Origin of the sequence: Pseudomonas sp. F01002 (assembly GCF_004402115.1) — a bacterium.
GTDB classification, from domain to species: domain Bacteria; phylum Pseudomonadota; class Gammaproteobacteria; order Pseudomonadales; family Pseudomonadaceae; genus Aquipseudomonas; species Aquipseudomonas frigoris.
In genome coordinates this window covers 160,154-178,336 of the sequence record NZ_SOPU01000015.1, presented here as the reverse complement: position 1 = coordinate 178,336, position 18,183 = coordinate 160,154, and the positions used below count along the sequence as shown (strand labels likewise).

The 18,183-nt window shown below is 58.1% G+C and carries 19 protein-coding genes and 1 tRNA gene; 12 read left to right on the top strand and 8 right to left on the bottom strand.

The genetic code is table 11. From position 1 onward, the window contains the following. Both E3W21_RS10435 and E3W21_RS10430 read left to right on the top strand, forming a co-directional pair. Positions 1–783 carry a divergent polysaccharide deacetylase family protein gene (locus tag E3W21_RS10435; protein WP_134419598.1) on the top strand — a complete coding sequence of 261 codons (783 nt, stop codon included), beginning with the start codon at positions 1–3 and terminating at the stop codon, positions 781–783. 104 nt (positions 784–887) lie between these two features. Then, positions 888–1,838, top strand: a complete 951-nt coding sequence (locus tag E3W21_RS10430) for a serine protease (RefSeq protein WP_256661541.1) — start codon at positions 888–890, stop codon at positions 1,836–1,838. A 288-nt stretch (positions 1,839–2,126) separates the two neighbouring features. Here E3W21_RS10430 and E3W21_RS10425 read toward each other — a convergent pair whose 3' ends face one another. The 7 genes from E3W21_RS10425 to E3W21_RS10395 all read right to left on the bottom strand — a co-directional run bounded on the left by E3W21_RS10425 (position 2,127) and on the right by E3W21_RS10395 (position 7,948). Then, complete coding sequence (locus tag E3W21_RS10425; RefSeq protein ID WP_129439270.1) at positions 2,127–2,882, bottom strand: ABC transporter substrate-binding protein; 756 nt, start codon at positions 2,880–2,882, stop codon at positions 2,127–2,129. A gap of 78 nt (positions 2,883–2,960) precedes the next feature. Beyond that, entirely contained in the window at positions 2,961–3,731 is a 771-nt protein-coding gene (gene hisF / locus E3W21_RS10420; RefSeq protein ID WP_121731627.1) for an imidazole glycerol phosphate synthase subunit HisF, read from the bottom strand. A gap of 9 nt (positions 3,732–3,740) precedes the next feature. After that, complete coding sequence (hisA, locus tag E3W21_RS10415) at positions 3,741–4,478, bottom strand: 1-(5-phosphoribosyl)-5-[(5-phosphoribosylamino)methylideneamino]imidazole-4-carboxamide isomerase (RefSeq protein ID WP_129439272.1); 738 nt, start codon at positions 4,476–4,478, stop codon at positions 3,741–3,743. 42 nt (positions 4,479–4,520) lie between these two features. Further along, positions 4,521–4,781, bottom strand: coding sequence for a DUF2164 domain-containing protein (locus E3W21_RS10410; RefSeq protein ID WP_054616495.1), 261 nt, complete (start codon positions 4,779–4,781; stop codon positions 4,521–4,523). Further along, complete coding sequence (hisH, locus tag E3W21_RS10405; RefSeq protein WP_076028989.1) at positions 4,782–5,420, bottom strand: imidazole glycerol phosphate synthase subunit HisH; 639 nt, start codon at positions 5,418–5,420, stop codon at positions 4,782–4,784. Then, positions 5,420–6,013, bottom strand: a complete 594-nt coding sequence (hisB, locus tag E3W21_RS10400; protein ID WP_129439274.1) for an imidazoleglycerol-phosphate dehydratase HisB — start codon at positions 6,011–6,013, stop codon at positions 5,420–5,422. The genes hisH and hisB overlap by 1 nt, the downstream gene beginning before the upstream one ends. A gap of 270 nt (positions 6,014–6,283) precedes the next feature. Beyond that, positions 6,284–7,948, bottom strand: coding sequence for an OFA family MFS transporter (locus E3W21_RS10395; protein ID WP_033058296.1), 1,665 nt, complete (start codon positions 7,946–7,948; stop codon positions 6,284–6,286). Positions 7,949–8,166: 218 nt separating this feature from the next. Here E3W21_RS10395 and E3W21_RS10390 point away from each other — a divergent pair, with 218 nt between their 5' ends. The 7 genes from E3W21_RS10390 to E3W21_RS10360 all read left to right on the top strand — a co-directional run bounded on the left by E3W21_RS10390 (position 8,167) and on the right by E3W21_RS10360 (position 14,652). Further along, positions 8,167–8,571 (top strand): acetyl-CoA sensor PanZ family protein, encoded by a 405-nt coding sequence (locus E3W21_RS10390; RefSeq protein WP_134419596.1) that lies wholly within the window; start codon positions 8,167–8,169, stop codon positions 8,569–8,571. 78 nt (positions 8,572–8,649) lie between these two features. Beyond that, entirely contained in the window at positions 8,650–10,866 is a 2,217-nt protein-coding gene (locus tag E3W21_RS10385; protein ID WP_134419594.1) for an AsmA family protein, read from the top strand. Further along, on the top strand, positions 10,863–11,930 hold the full coding sequence (mutY, locus tag E3W21_RS10380; RefSeq protein ID WP_134419592.1) for an A/G-specific adenine glycosylase: 1,068 nt from the start codon (positions 10,863–10,865) through the stop codon (positions 11,928–11,930). Before E3W21_RS10385 ends, mutY begins: the two co-directional genes overlap by 4 nt. Then, positions 11,927–12,199: an oxidative damage protection protein gene (locus tag E3W21_RS10375; RefSeq protein WP_008149405.1), complete on the top strand. Its 273-nt coding sequence runs from the start codon at positions 11,927–11,929 to the stop codon at positions 12,197–12,199. Before mutY ends, E3W21_RS10375 begins: the two co-directional genes overlap by 4 nt. A gap of 103 nt (positions 12,200–12,302) precedes the next feature. Further along, a tRNA-Phe gene (locus E3W21_RS10370) sits at positions 12,303–12,378 on the top strand. A gap of 333 nt (positions 12,379–12,711) precedes the next feature. Continuing rightward, positions 12,712–13,788, top strand: a complete 1,077-nt coding sequence (locus tag E3W21_RS10365) for a hypothetical protein (RefSeq protein WP_134419590.1) — start codon at positions 12,712–12,714, stop codon at positions 13,786–13,788. A gap of 72 nt (positions 13,789–13,860) precedes the next feature. Continuing rightward, positions 13,861–14,652, top strand: coding sequence for a TSUP family transporter (locus E3W21_RS10360; protein WP_134419588.1), 792 nt, complete (start codon positions 13,861–13,863; stop codon positions 14,650–14,652). Between the two features lie 263 nt (positions 14,653–14,915). Here the strand turns inward: E3W21_RS10360 and E3W21_RS10355 are convergent, their stop codons facing one another. After that, positions 14,916–15,365, bottom strand: coding sequence for a carboxypeptidase regulatory-like domain-containing protein (locus tag E3W21_RS10355; protein WP_134419586.1), 450 nt, complete (start codon positions 15,363–15,365; stop codon positions 14,916–14,918). A 261-nt stretch (positions 15,366–15,626) separates the two neighbouring features. On the opposite strand from E3W21_RS10355, the gene E3W21_RS10350 reads away from it, so the two are divergent. The 3 genes from E3W21_RS10350 (at position 15,627) to E3W21_RS10340 (ending at position 18,183) form a co-directional block, all read left to right on the top strand. Beyond that, positions 15,627–16,685, top strand: a complete 1,059-nt coding sequence (locus tag E3W21_RS10350) for a YhcG family protein (protein ID WP_134419584.1) — start codon at positions 15,627–15,629, stop codon at positions 16,683–16,685. A gap of 69 nt (positions 16,686–16,754) precedes the next feature. Beyond that, positions 16,755–17,729, top strand: coding sequence for an alpha/beta fold hydrolase (locus tag E3W21_RS10345; RefSeq protein ID WP_134419582.1), 975 nt, complete (start codon positions 16,755–16,757; stop codon positions 17,727–17,729). A gap of 37 nt (positions 17,730–17,766) precedes the next feature. After that, positions 17,767–18,183 carry a hypothetical protein gene (locus E3W21_RS10340; protein WP_046045549.1) on the top strand — a complete coding sequence of 139 codons (417 nt, stop codon included), beginning with the start codon at positions 17,767–17,769 and terminating at the stop codon, positions 18,181–18,183.

Genomic DNA, 18,183 nt, shown 5'->3' with positions numbered 1-18,183 from the left:
ATGCGCCTGCGGTTCATCCTCGGCTTGCTGTGCTGTCTGGCGGGTGTCGCTCACGCGGCGCCTGCCCCTCAAAAGGCCTACATCACTCTGATCATCGATGACCTGGGGCAGAACCTGCCCCGGGATCGTCGCGTATTGGCCCTGCCCGGTCCGGTGACCACGGCGATCATGCCCGACACACCCCACGCCACCGAATTCGCCCGCGAAGCTCACCGCGCCGGCAAGATCGTCATCCTGCACATGCCGATGGACCCGGCCACCGGCCCGTTCGCCTGGCATCCCGACTTGCCCATCGAAGAACTCGAAAAGCGCCTGAACGCGGCGTTCCAGGCTGTGCCGTATACCGCTGGCATCAACAACCACATGGGCAGCCGCATGACCGTTCAGCAACCGGCCATGGCCTGGCTGATGGCGGACTTGCAGCGCCGACACAAGTTCTTCGTCGACAGCCGCACCAGTGCGCAAACCGTGGCGGCCGCCGAGGCGCAGAAGATCGGTTTGGCGAGCGTTTCGCGGGATGTGTTCCTGGATGACGAGCCCACTGAAGCCGCGATCTTTACTCAGCTACAGACGGCTATCAGCCTGGCGCGCAAACAGGGTTCTGCGGTGATGATCGGGCATCCGTATCCGCAGACATTAGCGGTACTTGAACGTGAATTACCCAAACTCAAAGCTCAGGGTATTGACTGGATCGACATCAAACAGATGATCAGCGTGCGCGGCAATCGTGCAACGGCAGCGCACGGCAAGGATGGCCAGTACCGCCTCCCGACTGCCCGATAATTCCTCGCAGCCCACTCCATTTCGCGATAACTATTTATACCTGCCGGTACACAGCCGCGTGCCACGATAGCGCTCACCCTGAATTTCATCACCAAGGAATGGACATGAAATACCTTAGCTTCTTTTGCTTCGCAGGCCTGATTGGCCTGCTAGCTATTTCCGCAGTGCAGGCCCGCGATCTGGGCGAAGGCGCCGTCAACGACTCACCGTCAAGGGCACTGCAAAACAGCGAACATCTTTATGAACTCTGGAGCGGCGTGGGACGACTCAATCTCCAATCGGGCTTGACCTGCAGCGCCGTTCTACTGGATACGCGAAACAGGCAAGGCCGAGCCACCGGCCCTGCTTACCTGCTCACCAGCGGTCATTGCGTGTTGTTTCAGTACGGTTCGGCGCGGACCAATCTGCCTTTTAAAGCCAACGTCACCTTCCACTACTTTCATGACATGCCACAGCGTAAGCGCCGATACGCCATCCGGACTGCCCGATGGAGCAGTCTGGTCGGGACCGATCTTGCAGTACTGGAGGTCGACGCAACATTGGCGTCGCTGATACAGGCCGGGGTCAACCCGCTCAAGCTGGCGTCCCATCAAACCAACGAGAGTCATGATGCGCTTAACATTGGCGCGCCGGGCGGCTTTACCGAACAAGGGCTTCGACTGAGTGCCTGCGCTGAACAAACCGCCGGAACGTTCATCGATCACCCCGGGGTGTTCCCTTTGGCCATGAAAAACAACTGCGACCTTCACGGTGGCAGCTCCGGCAGCCCGATGCTGAACCGCCGCACCAATGAAATCACCGGCATCGTCAGTAAAGTCGTGATCTCGCGCAATACCCCAGCGCCGCCAGATTGTGAGCACTCGACGTCTTGCAAGGCCGCCCGTTTCAACTACAGCTACTCTGCCAACTTTCTGCACAACTGCTTTATTGACGGTGTCTTCACCAGCGATGGGGCGAACTGTTCGTTGGAGCCGGTCGAGCTGACTGTCACGGAGCCCTGGAAGCTCAAGTCATACGTTCATAGAACGCAAAACGCGGATGAGCAGATCGTATAGCCTACGTGGGACTTCAGGTTCTCCCTCGAGGCGCCCTTCTATCGCTACAAAACGGTCCATAACGCCAGGGACTGCAAAGTTTCCGACAATTACAGCGCCGCCATCAGCGCTGAAGATGCTTACATCAATACTGAAATCGGGCCACAAAGCGGCGCACATGCACTGTGCATTATCGGCGTCGCCTCAGGGGAACTGCAGCTGACAAGGGCGATGTTGAATAACGTGTTTACAAGTGCCGTGTACTTGAGCGCGACGCCGGCTCCGTCTCAGGTTGTATCGAAGTGATGGTTACAGATACTTCGCCATGATGTCGTCCACCACGCCTTCCTTGCGCAGCTGATCCAGCGCTGCCTGAAGCTTGGCGACGACGTCATCCGGCACGTCCTTGTTCAATGCCAGGTACAACTCGGCGCTGTTAAATCGCAGCACGGTCTTGAGCCCGGTCACACCGTCCTGGCGAGCCAGGTAACGTCCGGCCGGATCACCCGTGGCCCACAGATCAATCTGGCCATTGACCAGCTTCTTCGCGTTGTCCTGATCCCGCAGCACGACTATCGGCTTCAATCCCTGCTTGGCCAACGTCTCGGCAATCGCATCGCCTTTATACGCACCAATCTTGTATTTGCGCGCCTGCTCCAACGACTCCAGGCTGATCTTGCTATCGGCCTTGGCCAGCATGATCCAGTCATCCGGCCCGATCGGGCCAACCCACTTGAACAGGTTCTCGCGGTCCGGCAACCGCGCCATCACAAATACGCCGTAACCGGGCTTCTCCAGGGCGAGTTTGTAGATTCGCTCCCAAGGGAAACGCAGCGTCAGGCTGTAGGTGACTTCGGCGCGTTTAAACATCTCGCGGACGATGTCCACCGCGATGCCATTGATGTTCTCGTCCTGAGCGAAGTTCTTGCCGTTCTTCGCCATGTTGTAGGGGGGGAAATTTTCAGTCAGCAACACCAGGCCGGTGTCGGGATTTTCTGCGGCATGTGCCCCATTGACGAGCAATAGAGAAGCACCGGCGAGGGCAAGAAGAAGGCGTCTAAGCATGTCTGGCTACCGAAATCCATGGCGTACCCAAGAGTGCCCTGAGCCCGCCATGATGTCCACTGGCCTGTATCGGTTTGTTTAGCGCATCACGATGCCGCGATGAGCCATGTAGGCCTTGGCTTCCTGCACGGTGTATTCGCCGAAGTGGAAAATACTCGCCGCCAATACGGCGCTGGCGTGGCCTTCGATAATGCCGTCGGCCAAATGCTGCAGGTTGCCGACGCCGCCGGACGCGATTACCGGAATCCCCAGCGCATCGCTGATGGCGCGGGTGACGCCCAGGTCGAAGCCGTTTTTCATGCCGTCCTGGTCCATGCTGGTCAGCAGGATTTCACCGGCACCGAGGCCTTCCATCTTCTTCGCCCATTCAACGGCGTCGAGACCGGTAGGCTTGCGACCGCCGTGAGTGAAGATTTCCCAGCGCGGGGTTTCGCCCGGCAGTGAAACCTTCTTCGCGTCGATGGCAACGACGATGCACTGCGAACCGAAATGCTGAGCCGCTTCACCAACAAACTCAGGATTGAATACCGCAGCAGTGTTGATCGAAACCTTGTCCGCGCCAGCATTCAGCAGATTGCGAATGTCCTGCACGGTACGCACACCGCCACCCACGGTCAGCGGGATGAACACCTGGCTGGCCATACGCTCGACGGTATGCAGCGTGGTGTCGCGGCCATCGACGCTGGCGGTGATGTCGAGAAAAGTAATCTCGTCGGCACCCTGCTCGTCGTAGCGACGGGCGATTTCCACCGGGTCACCAGCATCGCGGATGTTCTCGAACTTGACGCCCTTGACCACCCGGCCGTTATCCACGTCCAGGCAAGGGATGATGCGTTTGGCCAGCGCCATGGTCAGTCCTCAGCCTTTGTACGAATCGCAGAAAGCTTGCGCTTCAGCGACATCGAGAGTGCCTTCGTAGATCGCCCGGCCAGTGATGGCGCCGATGATGCCTGGCGCCCTGGCGTCGAGCAGCGACTTGATGTCACCCAGATTGTGGATACCGCCCGAAGCGATGACCGGAATCTTCGTCGCAGCGGCCAGCGCAGCGGTGAACGGTACGTTGCAGCCCTGCATCATGCCGTCTTTGGCGATGTCGGTATAAACGATCGCGGACACGCCGTCGGCTTCGAATTGCTTGGCCAGGTCGATCACCTGAATGGTGCTGATTTCAGCCCAGCCGTCAGTGGCGACAAAACCGTCTTTAGCATCCAGACCGACGATCACTTTGCCCGGGAACGCGCGGCAAGCTTCAGCAACGAAAGCCGGATCTTTCACGGCTTTGGTGCCGATGATCACGTAGCTCACGCCCGCTTTCACGTAGTGTTCGATGGTTTCCAGAGAGCGGATACCGCCGCCGATCTGGATCGGAAGGTTCGGGTAGCGCTTGGCGATGGCGGTGACCACTTCGCCGTTGACCGGCTGGCCTTCGAAGGCGCCGTTCAGGTCGACCAGATGCAGACGACGGCAACCGCCCTCCACCCACTTGGCAGCCATGCTCACCGGATCATCCGAGAACACCGTGGAATCTTCCATGCGGCCCTGGCGCAGACGAACACAGGCACCGTCCTTGAGATCGATAGCGGGAATAATCAGCATCTGGCAAACCTTCAAATTCGAGTGTTCAGCTTCGCTCGGAAATCAGTTTTTCTCGAGCGCCCACAAGTCGCTTTCGATGCTTTCGAACCTCTCTTTGAGGTGCGTCTGCACATCGAAAATCGCCCTGTTGTAATAGTGCGGCGCAATTTCACGGGTAAACAGCTCAAGGATTTCAGCCGCTTCGAACGAACCCAGGTCCAGTTCGAAACGATCTTCCATAAAGCGCTTGATCTTGTGATTGGCCTCGTTCTCCTGTTCAGGAGTGAGGGTCAGGATCGGCGGTTTGGATTTCTTGACGGCCATTTACCAGCGACCATCCCACGCGGCGAAGTTCTGCAGCAATTGCAGGCCATGGGTATGGCTCTTCTCCGGGTGGAACTGCACGGCGAAACGCGAGCCATCGGCCAGCGCCGCGGCGAAATCGACACCGTAGTGACCGCCACCCACCACTTGCCGCGGGTTGCCGGCAGCGATGTAGTAGCTGTGCACGAAGTAGAAACGCGCCAGGTCCGGAATGTTGTGCCACAGCGGATGTGTGACCGTCTGCTTCACTTCGTTCCAGCCCATGTGCGGGACTTTCAGGTGTTCGCCATCTTCGTGCAGGTCTTTGCCAAAGAACTTCACCGCGCCCGGAAACAGGCCGATGCAGTCGACGCCGTCGTTCTCTTCACTGCTGTCGAGCAAGGCTTGCATGCCGACGCAGATGCCGAGGAACGGGCGGTCCTGGCTGACTTCGCGCACCAGCGAATCGAAGCCCAGGCGACGGATCTCCGCCATGCAATCGCGAATCGCGCCGACACCGGGAAATACCACCCGGTCGGCTTCGCGAATCACGTCGGCATCACTGGTGATCAAGACCTTGCCGGCACCGACGTGCTCGAGGGCCTTGGCCACCGAGTGCAGGTTGCCCATGCCGTAATCGATAACCGCGACCGTCTGCATTACAGAACGCCTTTGGTCGACGGCATCTGACCGGCCATGCGGTCATCGAGCTCTACGGCCATGCGCAGTGCGCGGCCGAAAGCCTTGAACACGGTCTCGATCTGGTGGTGGGTGTTGTGCCCACGCAGATTGTCGATGTGCAGGCTGACGTTGGCGTGGTTGACGAAGCCCTGGAAGAATTCCTGGAACAGGTCAACGTCGAAACCGCCGACGGTGGCGCGGGTATAAGGAACATGCATCTGCAGGCCAGGACGGCCGGAGAAGTCGATCACCACGCGCGACAGCGCTTCATCGAGCGGCACGTAGGCATGGCCGTAGCGACGGATGCCTTTTTTGTCGCCGATGGCTTTGGTGAATGCCTGACCCAGGGTGATACCGACGTCTTCCACCGTGTGGTGGTCGTCGATATGCAGGTCGCCCTTGCTGACAATATCCAGGTCGATCAGCCCGTGACGGGCGATCTGGTCCAGCATGTGCTCAAGAAAAGGAACACCGATATCAAATCGGGCCTTTCCGGTGCCATCCAGGTTGATCGAGGCTTTGATCTGGGTTTCCAGAGTGTCGCGCTCAACTGACGCCTTACGTTCGGCCATCACCAGCTCCGCAAAATCATTGGGCGAAAAAGGCATCCATTATAGGGGCGCGGGCGCCAAACAGAAACACGGGAGGTGATTTCACTGACGGAGTGAATCCCGTGTTGTCGGGGATAGACATGTCAGTACAAGCCAGCAAACCCAGATTCTGTACCTTGAGGAGATCAAATGTGGGAGCGGGCTTGCTCGCGAAAGCGGTGTGTCAGCCAACATCAATGTCGACTGACACACCGCTTTCGCGAGCAAGCCCGCTCCCACAGGGGTTTTGCGTTAGTGGAACAGTACTGCGGTTTTCTGCAGGGTCACCCAAACACCCCACGCCAACGGAATCCCTACCACCAGCCACGCAGCCACCGCCAAAGGCTTGGTGCCCGCATCCGCTTTCCACTCCAATACGGTGCTGCTGTCAGCACCTTTGTCGTGGCCCAGCGCCTGTTCGGCAGCCAGCTCAGCGTCGGTCATGAAGTACTTGTCAGCCACCGGACGCACCAGCAGGTTGCAGATGAAACCCAGCACCAGCAGGCCCGCAAGGATGTACAGGGTGATGTCGTAAGCCGCGGCGCGTTCAACGCCGATGCTCAACTGATACTCACGCAGGTAGTTCACCAACACCGGACCCAACACACCCGCCGCCGCCCAGGCAGTCAGCAGACGACCGTGGATCGCGCCGACCATTTGCGTACCGAACAGGTCCGCGAGATACGCAGGGACAGTCGCAAAACCACCGCCGTACATCGACAGGATGATGCAGAAGGCCGCTACGAACAGCGCAACGTTGCCCAGGTGACCGAGGTTCGGGATCAACGCGTACAGCGCGAAACCGAGGGCGAAGAACACGAAATAGGTGTTTTTGCGGCCCAGGTAATCCGAGAACGAGGCCCAGAAGAACCGGCCACCGATGTTGAACAGACTCAGCAAACCAGTAAATCCGGCAGCAATCGCAGCGATCGAGGCCAGTTGCCCAGCGTCCAGTTGACCAAACGTCTGGTCAGTGCCCAGCAATTTACCGGCGAATACTTCCTGCAACAGCGGCGAAGCCATGCCGAGGATGCCGATACCCGCCGAAACGTTCAGGCACAGCACCAGCCACACCAGACGGAATTGCGGGGTTTTCCACGCCACGTTCACGTGGACGTGACGGTGGGTGATCATCGCGTTGGAAGCTTTCTTCGCCGGAGCCGTCCAGCCTTCAGGCTTCCAGCCGGTTGGCGGAACGCGGTAGGACAGTGCGCCACCGATCATGAACACGAAGTAGATCGCGGCCATCACCAGGAAGCTCTGCCATACGCCGACGCTGGTTGGCGAAGCGAAGTGGCCCATCAAGGCTGCGGCCAGCGGAGCACCAACCATCGCGCCACCACCGAAGCCCATGATCGCCATGCCGGTCGCCATGCCGCGCTTGTCCGGGAACCACTTGATCAAGGTCGAGACCGGCGAGATGTAACCCAGGCCCAGGCCGATACCGCCAATGACCCCGGAGCCGATCCACATCAGCCATATCTGGTGGGTATAGACCCCCAGCGCTGAAATCAGCAGACCGCCACACCAACACAGTGCCGATACAACGCCAGCTTTGCGTGGCCCGGCGTGTTCCAGCCAGCCGCCCCAGATGGCGGCCGAGCAACCGAGGAAGATGAAGAACAGGGTGTAGATCCAGCCGAGCATCGAGATCGGCCAGTCACATTGGGACGAGAAGACTTGCGAGATGAAGCTCATGTCCGGCGCGCAGGCCACTGCCTTGGTCACGCCCAAGGCTTTGGACAGTGGCAACCAGAACACCGAAAAGCCGTAGGCCATGCCGATGCACAGGTGGATGGCCAGAGCGGCCGGTGGTACCAGCCAACGGTTGAAACCGGGCTTGGCGATGATGCGTTCCTTGGACAGGAACGCGGGCTGGTCGGCTTTGAGGCCGTCCGCCGTGATGCTCGTGGTCATTGTGTATCCCCCAATTATTAGAATGGTTCGTCAGCGCTCCTCACCCCCAGCCTTTATGCGCACGCATGACTGTTTTTGAGGTGAAGCTCCATTTTGGTGCGATATCACGTCGCAGAAGGACGGACGAACCGGCAAAGGTTACCATCTGTACGTGACAGAAAAATCAAAGTGACATCACCTTTTGTATGTCATCAGTTCTCGTACCTGAAGGAGCCCTCATGCCGATCATTGTCGAGCCGCTAAACGAAGCCACTTATCAGGATCAGCAAGATCTGCAGAAGATCTACCGCGATGCGCCGGACTGGCTGTTTGCCCCGTTTGCCGGAGATTTGCAGTTGATCGAAAGCTGCCTGCTGGACGGTTCGCTGATCGCCGGCCGCTTCAACGATAGGCTTTTGGGCGCGGCACGCCTGCAACGGCACTCGGATGCCTGGCGTCTGTCCCAACTATGTGTACGAAAAATCACCCGTCGTCGTGGCGTGGCCGAGCGCCTGGTGAATGAAGCGCAGAAAATGGCGTCGCAATCGGGCGCGACATTGCGCTTGCTGGCGCCTGCCGGGCATCTGGAGGCGCAAGCGCTGGCGGCCAAACTGAAAATACCGCTGGATGTATTGCCGACGTGATCGCTGACCGGTCGTCCGCTGCGGAGCGCTATACTCCCCGGCTAAATTTCGAATTCGACTAACTACAAGGACTCGCCCATGAAAGCGTTCGGCAAAATCCTGGGTCTGGTACTTCTCGGGCTGTTGCTGATCATTGTGGCGCTGGGCTTTGCCCTGACCCACCTCTTTGATCCCAACGACTATAAAGACGAGATTCGCCAGATAGCCCGCGACAAGGCCCACATCGAGCTGACGCTCAATGGCGATATCGGTTGGAGCCTGTTCCCGTGGCTGGGCCTGGAATTGCACGAAGCCAGCGTCGCGACCCTGGCCAAACCCACCGAGCCGTTCGCTGACTTGCAGATGCTTGGCTTGTCGGTCCGTGTGCTGCCGCTGCTGCGCCGTGAAGTGCAGATGAGCGATGTGCGCGTCGAAGGCCTGAACCTGCGCCTGACCCGCGACAAGGACGGTCACGGCAACTGGCAAGACATCGGCAAGGTACCGGCGCCGGCCACTCCGCCCGCGACCACTGGCGAACCAGCGACCGAGACCACCGCCCAAGCGGAAAAACCGGCGCAGCCGATTCGCCTGGACATCGACAGCCTGACCGTCAACAACGCCCGCGTTGAATACAGCGACGAAAAAACCGGCAAGCAATTCAGCGCCGAAAGCATCCAGCTGAGTACCGGCCCGGTGCATGACTCCACGAACATCCCGGTCAAGCTCACCGCGTTCCTGGGCACCAACCAGCCGGTCTTGCGTGTCCGTACCGAGCTCAACGGCGAACTGCGTTTCGAGCGCGCACTGCAGCGCTACAAACTCGAAGACATGAAACTCTCTGGCGAAGTGGCTGGCGATCCGCTGCAAGGCAAAACCATAACCTTCGCCGCCCAGGGCCAGTTACTGCTCGATAAAGCCGCGAACGTCGCCGAATGGACTGGCATCAAGATCTCTGCCAACCAACTGCGCGCATTGGGTGAACTGAAGGTCAACGACCTCGACAAAACCCCGCAAATCAGCGGCGGCCTGTCGATCGCCCAGTTCGATCTGGCGAAATTCGTCGACAGCATCGGCCAGAAGCTTCCGGCGATGGCTGACGGTAGCCTGAGCAAAGTCGAGTTAGTCAGCCGTCTGGCTGGCACGCCGACCAGCGTGGTGCTCGACAACATCAACCTGAAAGTCGATGACAGCACCTTCAGTGGCCGCATCGCCGTCGAGGACTTCGCCAAACAATCGCTGCGGGCGACCCTCAAGGCCGACACCTTCAACGTCGACCGTTACCTGCCGCCAAAATCCGCCGAAGCCAGTAGCGCGACGCAGGTGCGTCAGGCCGAAGTGGCCAGCACCGAAGCCGATGCCTTGGCTGGTCCGGGCAGCACGCCGCTACCGCAAGCACCGACCAAAGACGCGTGGAGCAACGAGCGCCTGCTGCCGGTGGAACGCCTGAGCAAACTCGACGTAGACGCTGACCTGACCTTCGGCCAGCTGACCCTCGATAAATTGCCGATCCAGAACGCTGCGCTCAAAGCCACAGGCCAAGGCGGTCTGCTGACACTGGAAAGCCTTCGCGGCGACCTGTACGACGGCAACTTCGACGCCAAAGGTACGCTCGACGTGCGCCAACAGGTGCCAGCGCTGAACATGCAGACGAGCATCAGCAAAGTGCCGGTGGAAAAAATCCTTGAAAGCCAAGGTAAAAATCCACCGGTCAAAGGTCTGGTGACGCTCAACAGCAACCTGACCGGCAACGGCAACAGCCAGAAAGCGCTGATCGAAACCCTCAACGGCAACGCCAGTTTCGTCATCAACAACGGCGTGCTGCTCAATGCCAACCTCGAACAACAGCTGTGCAAAGGCATCGCCACCCTGAACCGTAAATCCCTCAGCGGCGAGCCTCGGGGCAAGGACACACCGTTCCAGGAGCTCAAGGGCAACCTGACCTTCCGTAACGGCGTGGCCAGCAACCCGGACCTGAAAGTGCGCATCCCGGGCATGACCGTCAACGGCGACGGCGATGTCGATTTTCGGGTGTTGGGCATGGACTATCGCGTGGGCGTTATCGTCGAAGGCGACAAGAGCGACATGCCGGACCCTGCCTGCCAGGTCGGCGAGAAGTTCGTCGGCATCGAGTGGCCGCTGCGCTGCCGTGGTCCGCTGGAACTGGGCGCCAAGGCTTGCCGCCTCGATAACGAACGCATGGGCGAGGTCGCGAGCAAACTGGCCGGCGAACGGATCAGCGAAAAAATCGACGAGAAGCTTGGCGACAAGGTCAGCCCTGAACTGAAAAACGCGTTGAAGGGGCTGTTCAAGCGATGAGAGCCGAGCAGTTTTCATCGGCGGTGCTGGACTGGTACGACCGCCACGGCCGCCACGACTTGCCCTGGCAACAAGGCATCACCCCCTATCGGGTGTGGGTCTCGGAAATCATGTTGCAGCAGACCCAGGTCAGCACCGTGCTGAACTACTTCGACCGCTTCATGGCCTCGTTGCCGACGGTCGAAGCCCTGGCCGCCGCGCCGGAAGACGAAGTTCTGCACCTGTGGACCGGCCTCGGTTACTACACCCGTGCGCGCAATTTGCAGAAGACCGCGAAGATTGTCGTCGAGCAGTACGGTGGCGAGTTTCCCCGCGATGTGGAAAAACTCACGGATCTACCGGGCATCGGCCTGTCCACGGCGGGCGCCATCGCCAGCCTGAGCATGGGCCTGCGGGCGCCGATCCTCGACGGCAACGTCAAACGGGTGCTGGCGCGCTTTACCGCGCAAGAGGGTTATCCGGGCGAGCCAAAGGTCGCCAAACAGCTGTGGGCGAACGCTGAGCGCTTTACACCGCATGATCGGGTCAACGCCTACACCCAGGCGATGATGGATCTGGGCGCCACACTTTGCACCCGCAGCAAGCCGAGCTGCCTGCTCTGCCCGCTCGAAAAGGGCTGCGAAGCGCACATGCTTGGCCTGGAGACGCGCTACCCGATCCCCAAGCCGCGCAAAGCCGTGCCACAGAAGCGCACGCTGATGCCGATGCTCACCAACGGCGAAGGCGCGATTCTGCTTTACCGTCGCCCTTCCACGGGCTTGTGGGGTGGTTTATGGAGCCTGCCGGAACTCGACGACCTCGACGACCTGCAACATCTGGCTTCGCAGCATTCGCTGGAGCTTGGCAGCCAACAGGCGCTGCCGAGCCTGGTACACACCTTCAGTCATTTTCAGTTGTCCATCGAACCCTGGCTGGTTCAGGTCCAGGAGGCCGGCCATCACGTGGCCGAGGCCGACTGGCTCTGGTATAACCTCGCCACCCCGCCGCGCCTGGGCCTTGCCGCCCCGGTCAAAACCTTGCTCGAACGCGCGGCCGCCGTATTGAACGCAGGAGAGTCGTCATGACCCGCACCATCATGTGCCGCAAGTACAAAGAAGAATTGCCCGCCCTGGAGCGCGCTCCATTTCCAGGCGCAAAAGGTCAGGACATTTTTGACCACGTCTCGGCCAAAGCCTGGGCAGACTGGCAAAAGCACCAGACCCTGCTGATCAACGAAAAACGCCTGAACATGATGAACGCCGAAGACCGCAAATATCTTCAGGGCGAGATGGACAAGTTCTTTTCCGGCGAGGAATACGCCAAGGCTGACGGCTACGTTCCGCCGGCTGAATAATCCCGCTTTTTCGAGGGTCGGAACGTAAGCGACGGTAATAATTAAAATTTTTTTGAAAACTTTCTTGACGACCCCCTGAAAAACCAGTTTAATGCGCCCCGTTGCCCAGATAGCTCAGTCGGTAGAGCAGGGGATTGAAAATCCCCGTGTCGGCGGTTCGATTCCGTCTCTGGGCACCAAATACCGAAAACCCTGAATCGCAAGATTCAGGGTTTTTTTATGTCTGGGATTTGATGAGGCACTGTTCCAGCCACTATCGAAGCGCCGGACGAAGCATCAATTCCCCACCCCCTGTCGACGCCAGCACGCGCCTGTAACGCTTGCCGAGGCCGAGTCCCGACAAGCCGTTACAGGCATTGGTGATCGGCCCTTCTTGATAGTCTCTCGGGCCTGTCGGAACGCTCCGTATGCTTTAGCGGAAATGGATGACATACGCTGATCATCGGATTGGGCAGAATCGGAACAGGAGCTGCCGCATAACCGGGAGCAGATACACAACAGGGATGTAGACAATGATTGACGCTATTAAACCGGACGTCGAAACCGCTGAGCTTACTGAACAAGAAATCAGGACTTTCAGCTTTGATACTCGGCAGTCAACATTGCTTCACAAATTCGCCGAAGAACTGGCCGCCATCGGCGGGCCACAGGCATCAGGAGCCAAGTCCAAAGCCTCTCTGGCAACCACCGAATTAAAGTCCTCGTTTTCGAAAGACCAATGTGAACTGCTGGGTGCCTACTCCGATGGCCTTGTTTCCGTGTTGATCTTTGAAGGCCTGCAAAAAATCACCGATGTCAGCCCTCCAAATGAACTGCCTGACCTGACATCCCTGGAAAATCGATACGACGTCCTTTGCCTGGCCGCACGTAATCAGATCTTGTTGAAACTGGTGGATAACAGTGCCTTTGCCTATGACATGGACAACGAAGGAAAACTGGTTCGATTGGTGGCCAACTTCAAGGGTGGCGGGCTCATCAAAATCAATGCCGAGACGGAAATCAACGAACTGAGTTCCCATTCCGGCCTCGCGCTTGGCCCGCACACCGAGGCGCCTTACTGGTGCGCCGTGAACGCGAAAGACGGGCACTCGCCCTCTCCGTCGTCGCTCATACTTTCCGCCTTGTGGAACCCGAGCCTGGAACCTACTCGGATCATTCCACTACCTCCCATACTCGAAAAAATTGGCGTCACCAACTGCCTCGCACTGACCACGGATAACTTCCAGTTCACTCGTAGTGACTCCTTTGTCAGTGGCAAAGGGGAAGATGGCCGCAACGTTTCGATTCTGGAGTTCGACGACAAGGTCGGGTTCGCAGCCCGCTTTAACTCGTATCGCTTTTCGGTCAATGACAACGTCTCGACCTTTGTCAAAACGGCTTACACCGCCCTTTGCCGGGGTGTGGGCGAGGCAACCCCGGTTGAATACACACTGACCCAGGAGTCGGCCATGGCCATCAATAACATCCGGGCTTTGCACTGTCACGATGTCATCAAAGACAACAGACGAGTCCTGGTTCGCATTTTCGGACTTTCAAAATTTTCTTCCCCTCTCGTTATTTCAGAGGACCCGTTACTGCTGCAGGGCTGATTTTTCAAGTATTCAGGCCGTTGAACAACCCGTCATTTGATGACTGGCCAATAACGATAAAGAGGGAATGTAATGTCTTGGGATGTCATTGGCATGTTGGCGCTCGTCGCTTTTTGCGCCGGTTTTTTTGATGCGATTGCCGGTGGTGGCGGCTTGATCACCTTGCCTGCTTTGTTTCTGGCAGGCTTAGATCCGGTCAGTGCAATTGCAACGAACAAGTTCCAGGCCGCGTCGGCAACTATTTCGGCCACTGCAACCTTTGCACGCAAAGGAATGATCGAGTGGCGCGAGGGCCGTTTCCTGGTTATCTGCGGATTTATTGGCGGCGCCAGTGGTGCCTTGCTGGTCAGCTCTATTGATAAGCGCTATCTGGAAGTTTGCGTGCCTATTATGCTGATTCTGGTGGCGATCTATTTTGCGCTCTCTCCAAAGCTGGCCAATGAAGATCGACGCAAGAGAATCGGAATTCTGCTTTTTTCGTTTACCGTGGCGCCGATCCTGGGCTTTTACGACGGTATATTTGGCCCCGGTGTAGGCTCTTTCTTTATTGTCGGGTTTGTACTTCTTTGCGGCTTGGGCATGATGCGGGCCATGAGTTTTACCAAACTTGCCAACGCCTCATGCAACCTGGGTTCTCTGTCGGTCTTTATTACCAAAGGTGTGATTATCTGGCCGATTGCCATAGCCATGGCTTTGGCGGCCTTTATCGGCGCTCAACTGGGCGCACGGGCTGCTGTTCGGGTCGGACCACGGTTGATTAAACCCATGCTGATCGTTGTCTGCTGCGCATTAGCCATCAAGCTGCTAAGCGTAGAAACCAATCCTTTGCGCGTCGCGATCCTCAATTCATTAGCTTCGTTATGATTACCGGTGCGGCGCCGACCAGTTCTTGCTTTCAACTTTGATCGCAGCCGACCCGCCCTGCGCATTACTTTTTATAGACTTTAGAGGGCTATCAACTTGAAGGTCGCGCGCTGTCAAATCCCCGTGCCGGTGGTTCGATTTCGTCTCTGGAACCAAATACCGAAAACCCTGAATCTCAAGATTCAGGTTTTTTTATGACTGCAATTTGATCAGGCGCTTTTTCTCTGCCTTGCTCGCGACACTTCTCTCTCGCCCATCCTTAGCTATTCGTCACCATTCCAATGGAAGACCAGATTGCGAGCAGTGCCGCTTCCGACATCCGTCGTGTCATGTCGCGCCTCACCTTTGCGGGTCGCGACAACGGTGTACTTGCCAGGAGGTAGCTGAACGTACACCAGCGGGCCAGCCTGACTCAGCGTCAGCACCGTCTGCCCTGGTTCTTTCTGAATGACCACATCCACATCGGGAACGTATTTGTTCTCCGCACCGATAGAGAATGTCATGTGCAGGTTGTAGCCCGTGGCTTGCTGAATGGCCTTCGACTCATCCTCGCCAATCCCCCCGGACAGGTAACTAATCCCGCCTTGCTGTTGCGGCTGGACTTGCACGCCTGAGTTGTCGATGGGTTCAAGGCTGGCAGCGCTCAGCATGACGGGAAACATCAATACGCCGACAGCGGCGATGGGCAACAGGAGTGAATGGAGGTACTTCATGGTGGCGGCTCCCGGGCTCCGCAGAACCCAATCTGTACTCCTGTTAGATTTCCTGCTGAATCACCAAGTTTTAGATTGATTAGTACTTGGGCTCACTGCGAATTGGACTACACGTTGTATTCCTCAAGCGCGGATTGCCGTCGGCGTGATCCCGCAAAACCAGTCGGATTTTCCTTCCGGTTTACCAGCCGCGCCCGGCATCGCTGACCAACCTCCCCCTGCAATCCTCTTCTGCCTGTTCATCCAGCAGCGGAAGACCTCATGAGCGCACTCAAGCCCGATAACACCCAAGACCCACAACTCACCTCACTGCTTGGCAATCTTGGCGAACTGATCCGTCAGGCGCGGCAGAAGGTGCTACGTGCGGTCGATACCGTCCAGGTGCAAACCTGCTGGCAGATCGGGCGGCATATTGTGGAGTTCGAGCAGGAGGGGGCCCGGCGAGCGGGTTATGGCAAGCAGTTGCTGTCGACGCTGGCGAAAAGGCTTACAGCAGAGTTCGGAAAGGGCTTTGACGAACGCAATCTGCGACACATGCGTGATTTTTATCAGACCTTTCCAATTTGGAACGCAGTGCGTTCCGAATTGAGCTGGACCCACTATCGCAGGCTGCTGCGCGTCGATAACGACCACGCTCGCCATTGGTACATGAACGAATCAGCCCTGCAGAACTGGTCAAGTCGCGCCCTCGAGCGCCAGATCAATACCCTCTATTACGAACGCTTGCTGGCGAGCCGCGACCGGGCTGCCGTCAAACAGGAAGCCGCCACCAACATCCAGCAAATGAACGCCAGCCCTCGGGATTTCATCCGGGACCCAGTGCTACTGGAGTTTCTCGGCCTGCCCAATGCGGGCTTGATCCAGGAAAGTGAACTTGAACAAGCATTGATCAATCAACTCCAGGGCTTCCTGCTCGAATTGGGCAAAGGCTTCGCCTTCATCGCTCGCCAGCAACGCATCAGTACCGAAAGCAAAGACTTCTACATCGATCTGGTGTTCTACAACTACCTGCTCAAGTGCTTCGTCATCTTCGACCTCAAGCGCGGCGTACTGACCCACCAGGATGTCGGCCAGATGGACATGTACGTGCGCATTTACGACGACCTCAAGCGCGGACCGGCGGATGGCCCCACCGTCGGCCTCATTCTCTGCGCGCAAAAAGATGAATCAGTGGTGCGCTATTCAGTACTGCAAGGCAACGAACAACTGTTCGCCAGTACATACAGATTGGTACTGCCGAGCGAGGAGGAACTTCGCACAGAACTGGATCGGGAGTGGGCGGTGCTTGAGGAGCGGTTACTCAAGCAAAAGCCCCGATAAGCACGGGTGGATTGTTCATAAACGGCGTGAAGACTATGGTGACTGGCTAACCGCAAAGGTTCAAAGCCGATGAATTTACAGGACATGCCCTCACTGGCCCCGACGCAACTTGAATTGCCGTTACCCACCGGCACACCTGGTGACTCTTTCAAGGAACCCGCCGCCGACGGTTTCATCCTTGGCGGCTTCACCTGGCGGCATGCGCATCAAGACTCGACCCGTCCTGTGGTGATCATTAACGCCGCCACCTCAGTCCGCTGTCGCCACTACTCGCGCTTCGCCGATTACCTGTTCGCCAACGGCTTCGACGTGATCACTTACGACTACCGTGGCATCGGCGAATCACGGCCGGCGTCGCTGAAAGGGCTTCGGGCTTCATGGTCAGATTGGGGCACGCTGGACTTTGAGGCGATGCTCAAGCGCGCTCAACGTGAATTTCCCGGGCAACCCATCGACGTCGTCGGTCACAGCTTTGGAGGCTGTGCAGCGGGCCTGGGAGCTTCCGGGCATATAATTCGACGTCTGGTGACCGTCGGTGCGCAATTCGCTTACTGGCGCGATTACGCGCCCGCCCATCGCTGGCGGATGTTCGGCAAGTGGCATCTGGTGATGCCGTTGATGACATTGCTTTGCGGCTACTTCCCCGGCAAACGTCTCGGCTGGCTAGAGGACACCCCCGCCGGCGTGGTTCGCGACTGGAGCATGCCCACCGCGCACTACGAGAAACGCCCCAGCGGTCGCGTCCTTCACGCAAAAACCGGGCGACTGCCCTTCTCATCCGTCACCGCACAAAACCTGGCCATCAGCCTCAGCGACGATCCTTACGGCACGATTCCGGCCATCGAACGGCTGCTCGGTTACTTCACCAACAGCACGAACGCCCACTTGCGAATCGCCCCCGAAGACATCGGCGAAAAAGAAGTCGGACATTTCGCCTTTTTTCGTAGCGCATACCAAGCCACACTATGGCCCATTGCACTGTCCTGGCTGCAGACCGGCGAACTGACCCCCAACACACCCGGGCGGCTAGTGCCACGCAACTGACTGATGCGCCCACTCAACGGAATACGGAACGACGCCCATGGCATCCGCCAACAAGCAGAACAAACGCGCCACACGCGCCAAAGCCAAGGCCAAGCAGAACCGCACCCAACGGGCCGCCGCGCCGGTCGAGCTGGACCCGAACGATGATCGTATCGACTTCGAATCGGTGGATTTGACCGAGCTGTTCAAAGAGATGATCGACGCGCAAAAGATCAGCCAACAAGCTATGTGCGCGGCCTTTCTTGAACACCCGCTGCTCGCGTTGGTGCTGGAGCAGGAAGGCGAAGAAACAGCGACAGACTTCATCATCGCTGCGCTGATCGAATACCGCCAATGGTCCACCGAAGCGGACGAAGCCAGTGCCCTGGCCTGGATCGAATCCCCGGCCTTCCAGATTGATTACGTGGCAGCTTCCGAAGCTATCGCGGCCCAAAACCAACAGAAACCGAACTGA

Bases quoted from the DNA above. Each gene is read 5' to 3' on its own strand.
- E3W21_RS10355 (WP_134419586.1), bottom strand. From the start codon at position 15,365: ATGAAGTACCTCCATTCACTCCTGTTGCCCATCGCCGCTGTCGGCGTA.
- E3W21_RS10410 (WP_054616495.1), bottom strand. From the start codon at position 4,781: ATGGCCGTCAAGAAATCCAAACCGCCGATCCTGACCCTCACTCCTGAA.
- hisA (WP_129439272.1), bottom strand. From the start codon at position 4,478: ATGCTGATTATTCCCGCTATCGATCTCAAGGACGGTGCCTGTGTTCGT.
- E3W21_RS10385 (WP_134419594.1), top strand. From the start codon at position 8,650: ATGAAAGCGTTCGGCAAAATCCTGGGTCTGGTACTTCTCGGGCTGTTG.
- E3W21_RS10430 (WP_256661541.1), top strand. From the start codon at position 888: ATGAAATACCTTAGCTTCTTTTGCTTCGCAGGCCTGATTGGCCTGCTA.
- E3W21_RS10395 (WP_033058296.1), bottom strand. From the start codon at position 7,948: ATGACCACGAGCATCACGGCGGACGGCCTCAAAGCCGACCAGCCCGCG.
- hisF (WP_121731627.1), bottom strand. From the start codon at position 3,731: ATGGCGCTGGCCAAACGCATCATCCCTTGCCTGGACGTGGATAACGGC.
- E3W21_RS10390 (WP_134419596.1), top strand. From the start codon at position 8,167: ATGCCGATCATTGTCGAGCCGCTAAACGAAGCCACTTATCAGGATCAG.
- E3W21_RS10360 (WP_134419588.1), top strand. From the start codon at position 13,861: ATGTCTTGGGATGTCATTGGCATGTTGGCGCTCGTCGCTTTTTGCGCC.
- hisB (WP_129439274.1), bottom strand. From the start codon at position 6,013: ATGGCCGAACGTAAGGCGTCAGTTGAGCGCGACACTCTGGAAACCCAG.
- E3W21_RS10345 (WP_134419582.1), top strand. From the start codon at position 16,755: ATGAATTTACAGGACATGCCCTCACTGGCCCCGACGCAACTTGAATTG.
- hisH (WP_076028989.1), bottom strand. From the start codon at position 5,420: ATGCAGACGGTCGCGGTTATCGATTACGGCATGGGCAACCTGCACTCG.
- E3W21_RS10375 (WP_008149405.1), top strand. From the start codon at position 11,927: ATGACCCGCACCATCATGTGCCGCAAGTACAAAGAAGAATTGCCCGCC.
- E3W21_RS10425 (WP_129439270.1), bottom strand. From the start codon at position 2,882: ATGCTTAGACGCCTTCTTCTTGCCCTCGCCGGTGCTTCTCTATTGCTC.
- E3W21_RS10350 (WP_134419584.1), top strand. From the start codon at position 15,627: ATGAGCGCACTCAAGCCCGATAACACCCAAGACCCACAACTCACCTCA.
- E3W21_RS10365 (WP_134419590.1), top strand. From the start codon at position 12,712: ATGATTGACGCTATTAAACCGGACGTCGAAACCGCTGAGCTTACTGAA.
- mutY (WP_134419592.1), top strand. From the start codon at position 10,863: ATGAGAGCCGAGCAGTTTTCATCGGCGGTGCTGGACTGGTACGACCGC.
- E3W21_RS10435 (WP_134419598.1), top strand. From the start codon at position 1: ATGCGCCTGCGGTTCATCCTCGGCTTGCTGTGCTGTCTGGCGGGTGTC.
- E3W21_RS10340 (WP_046045549.1), top strand. From the start codon at position 17,767: ATGGCATCCGCCAACAAGCAGAACAAACGCGCCACACGCGCCAAAGCC.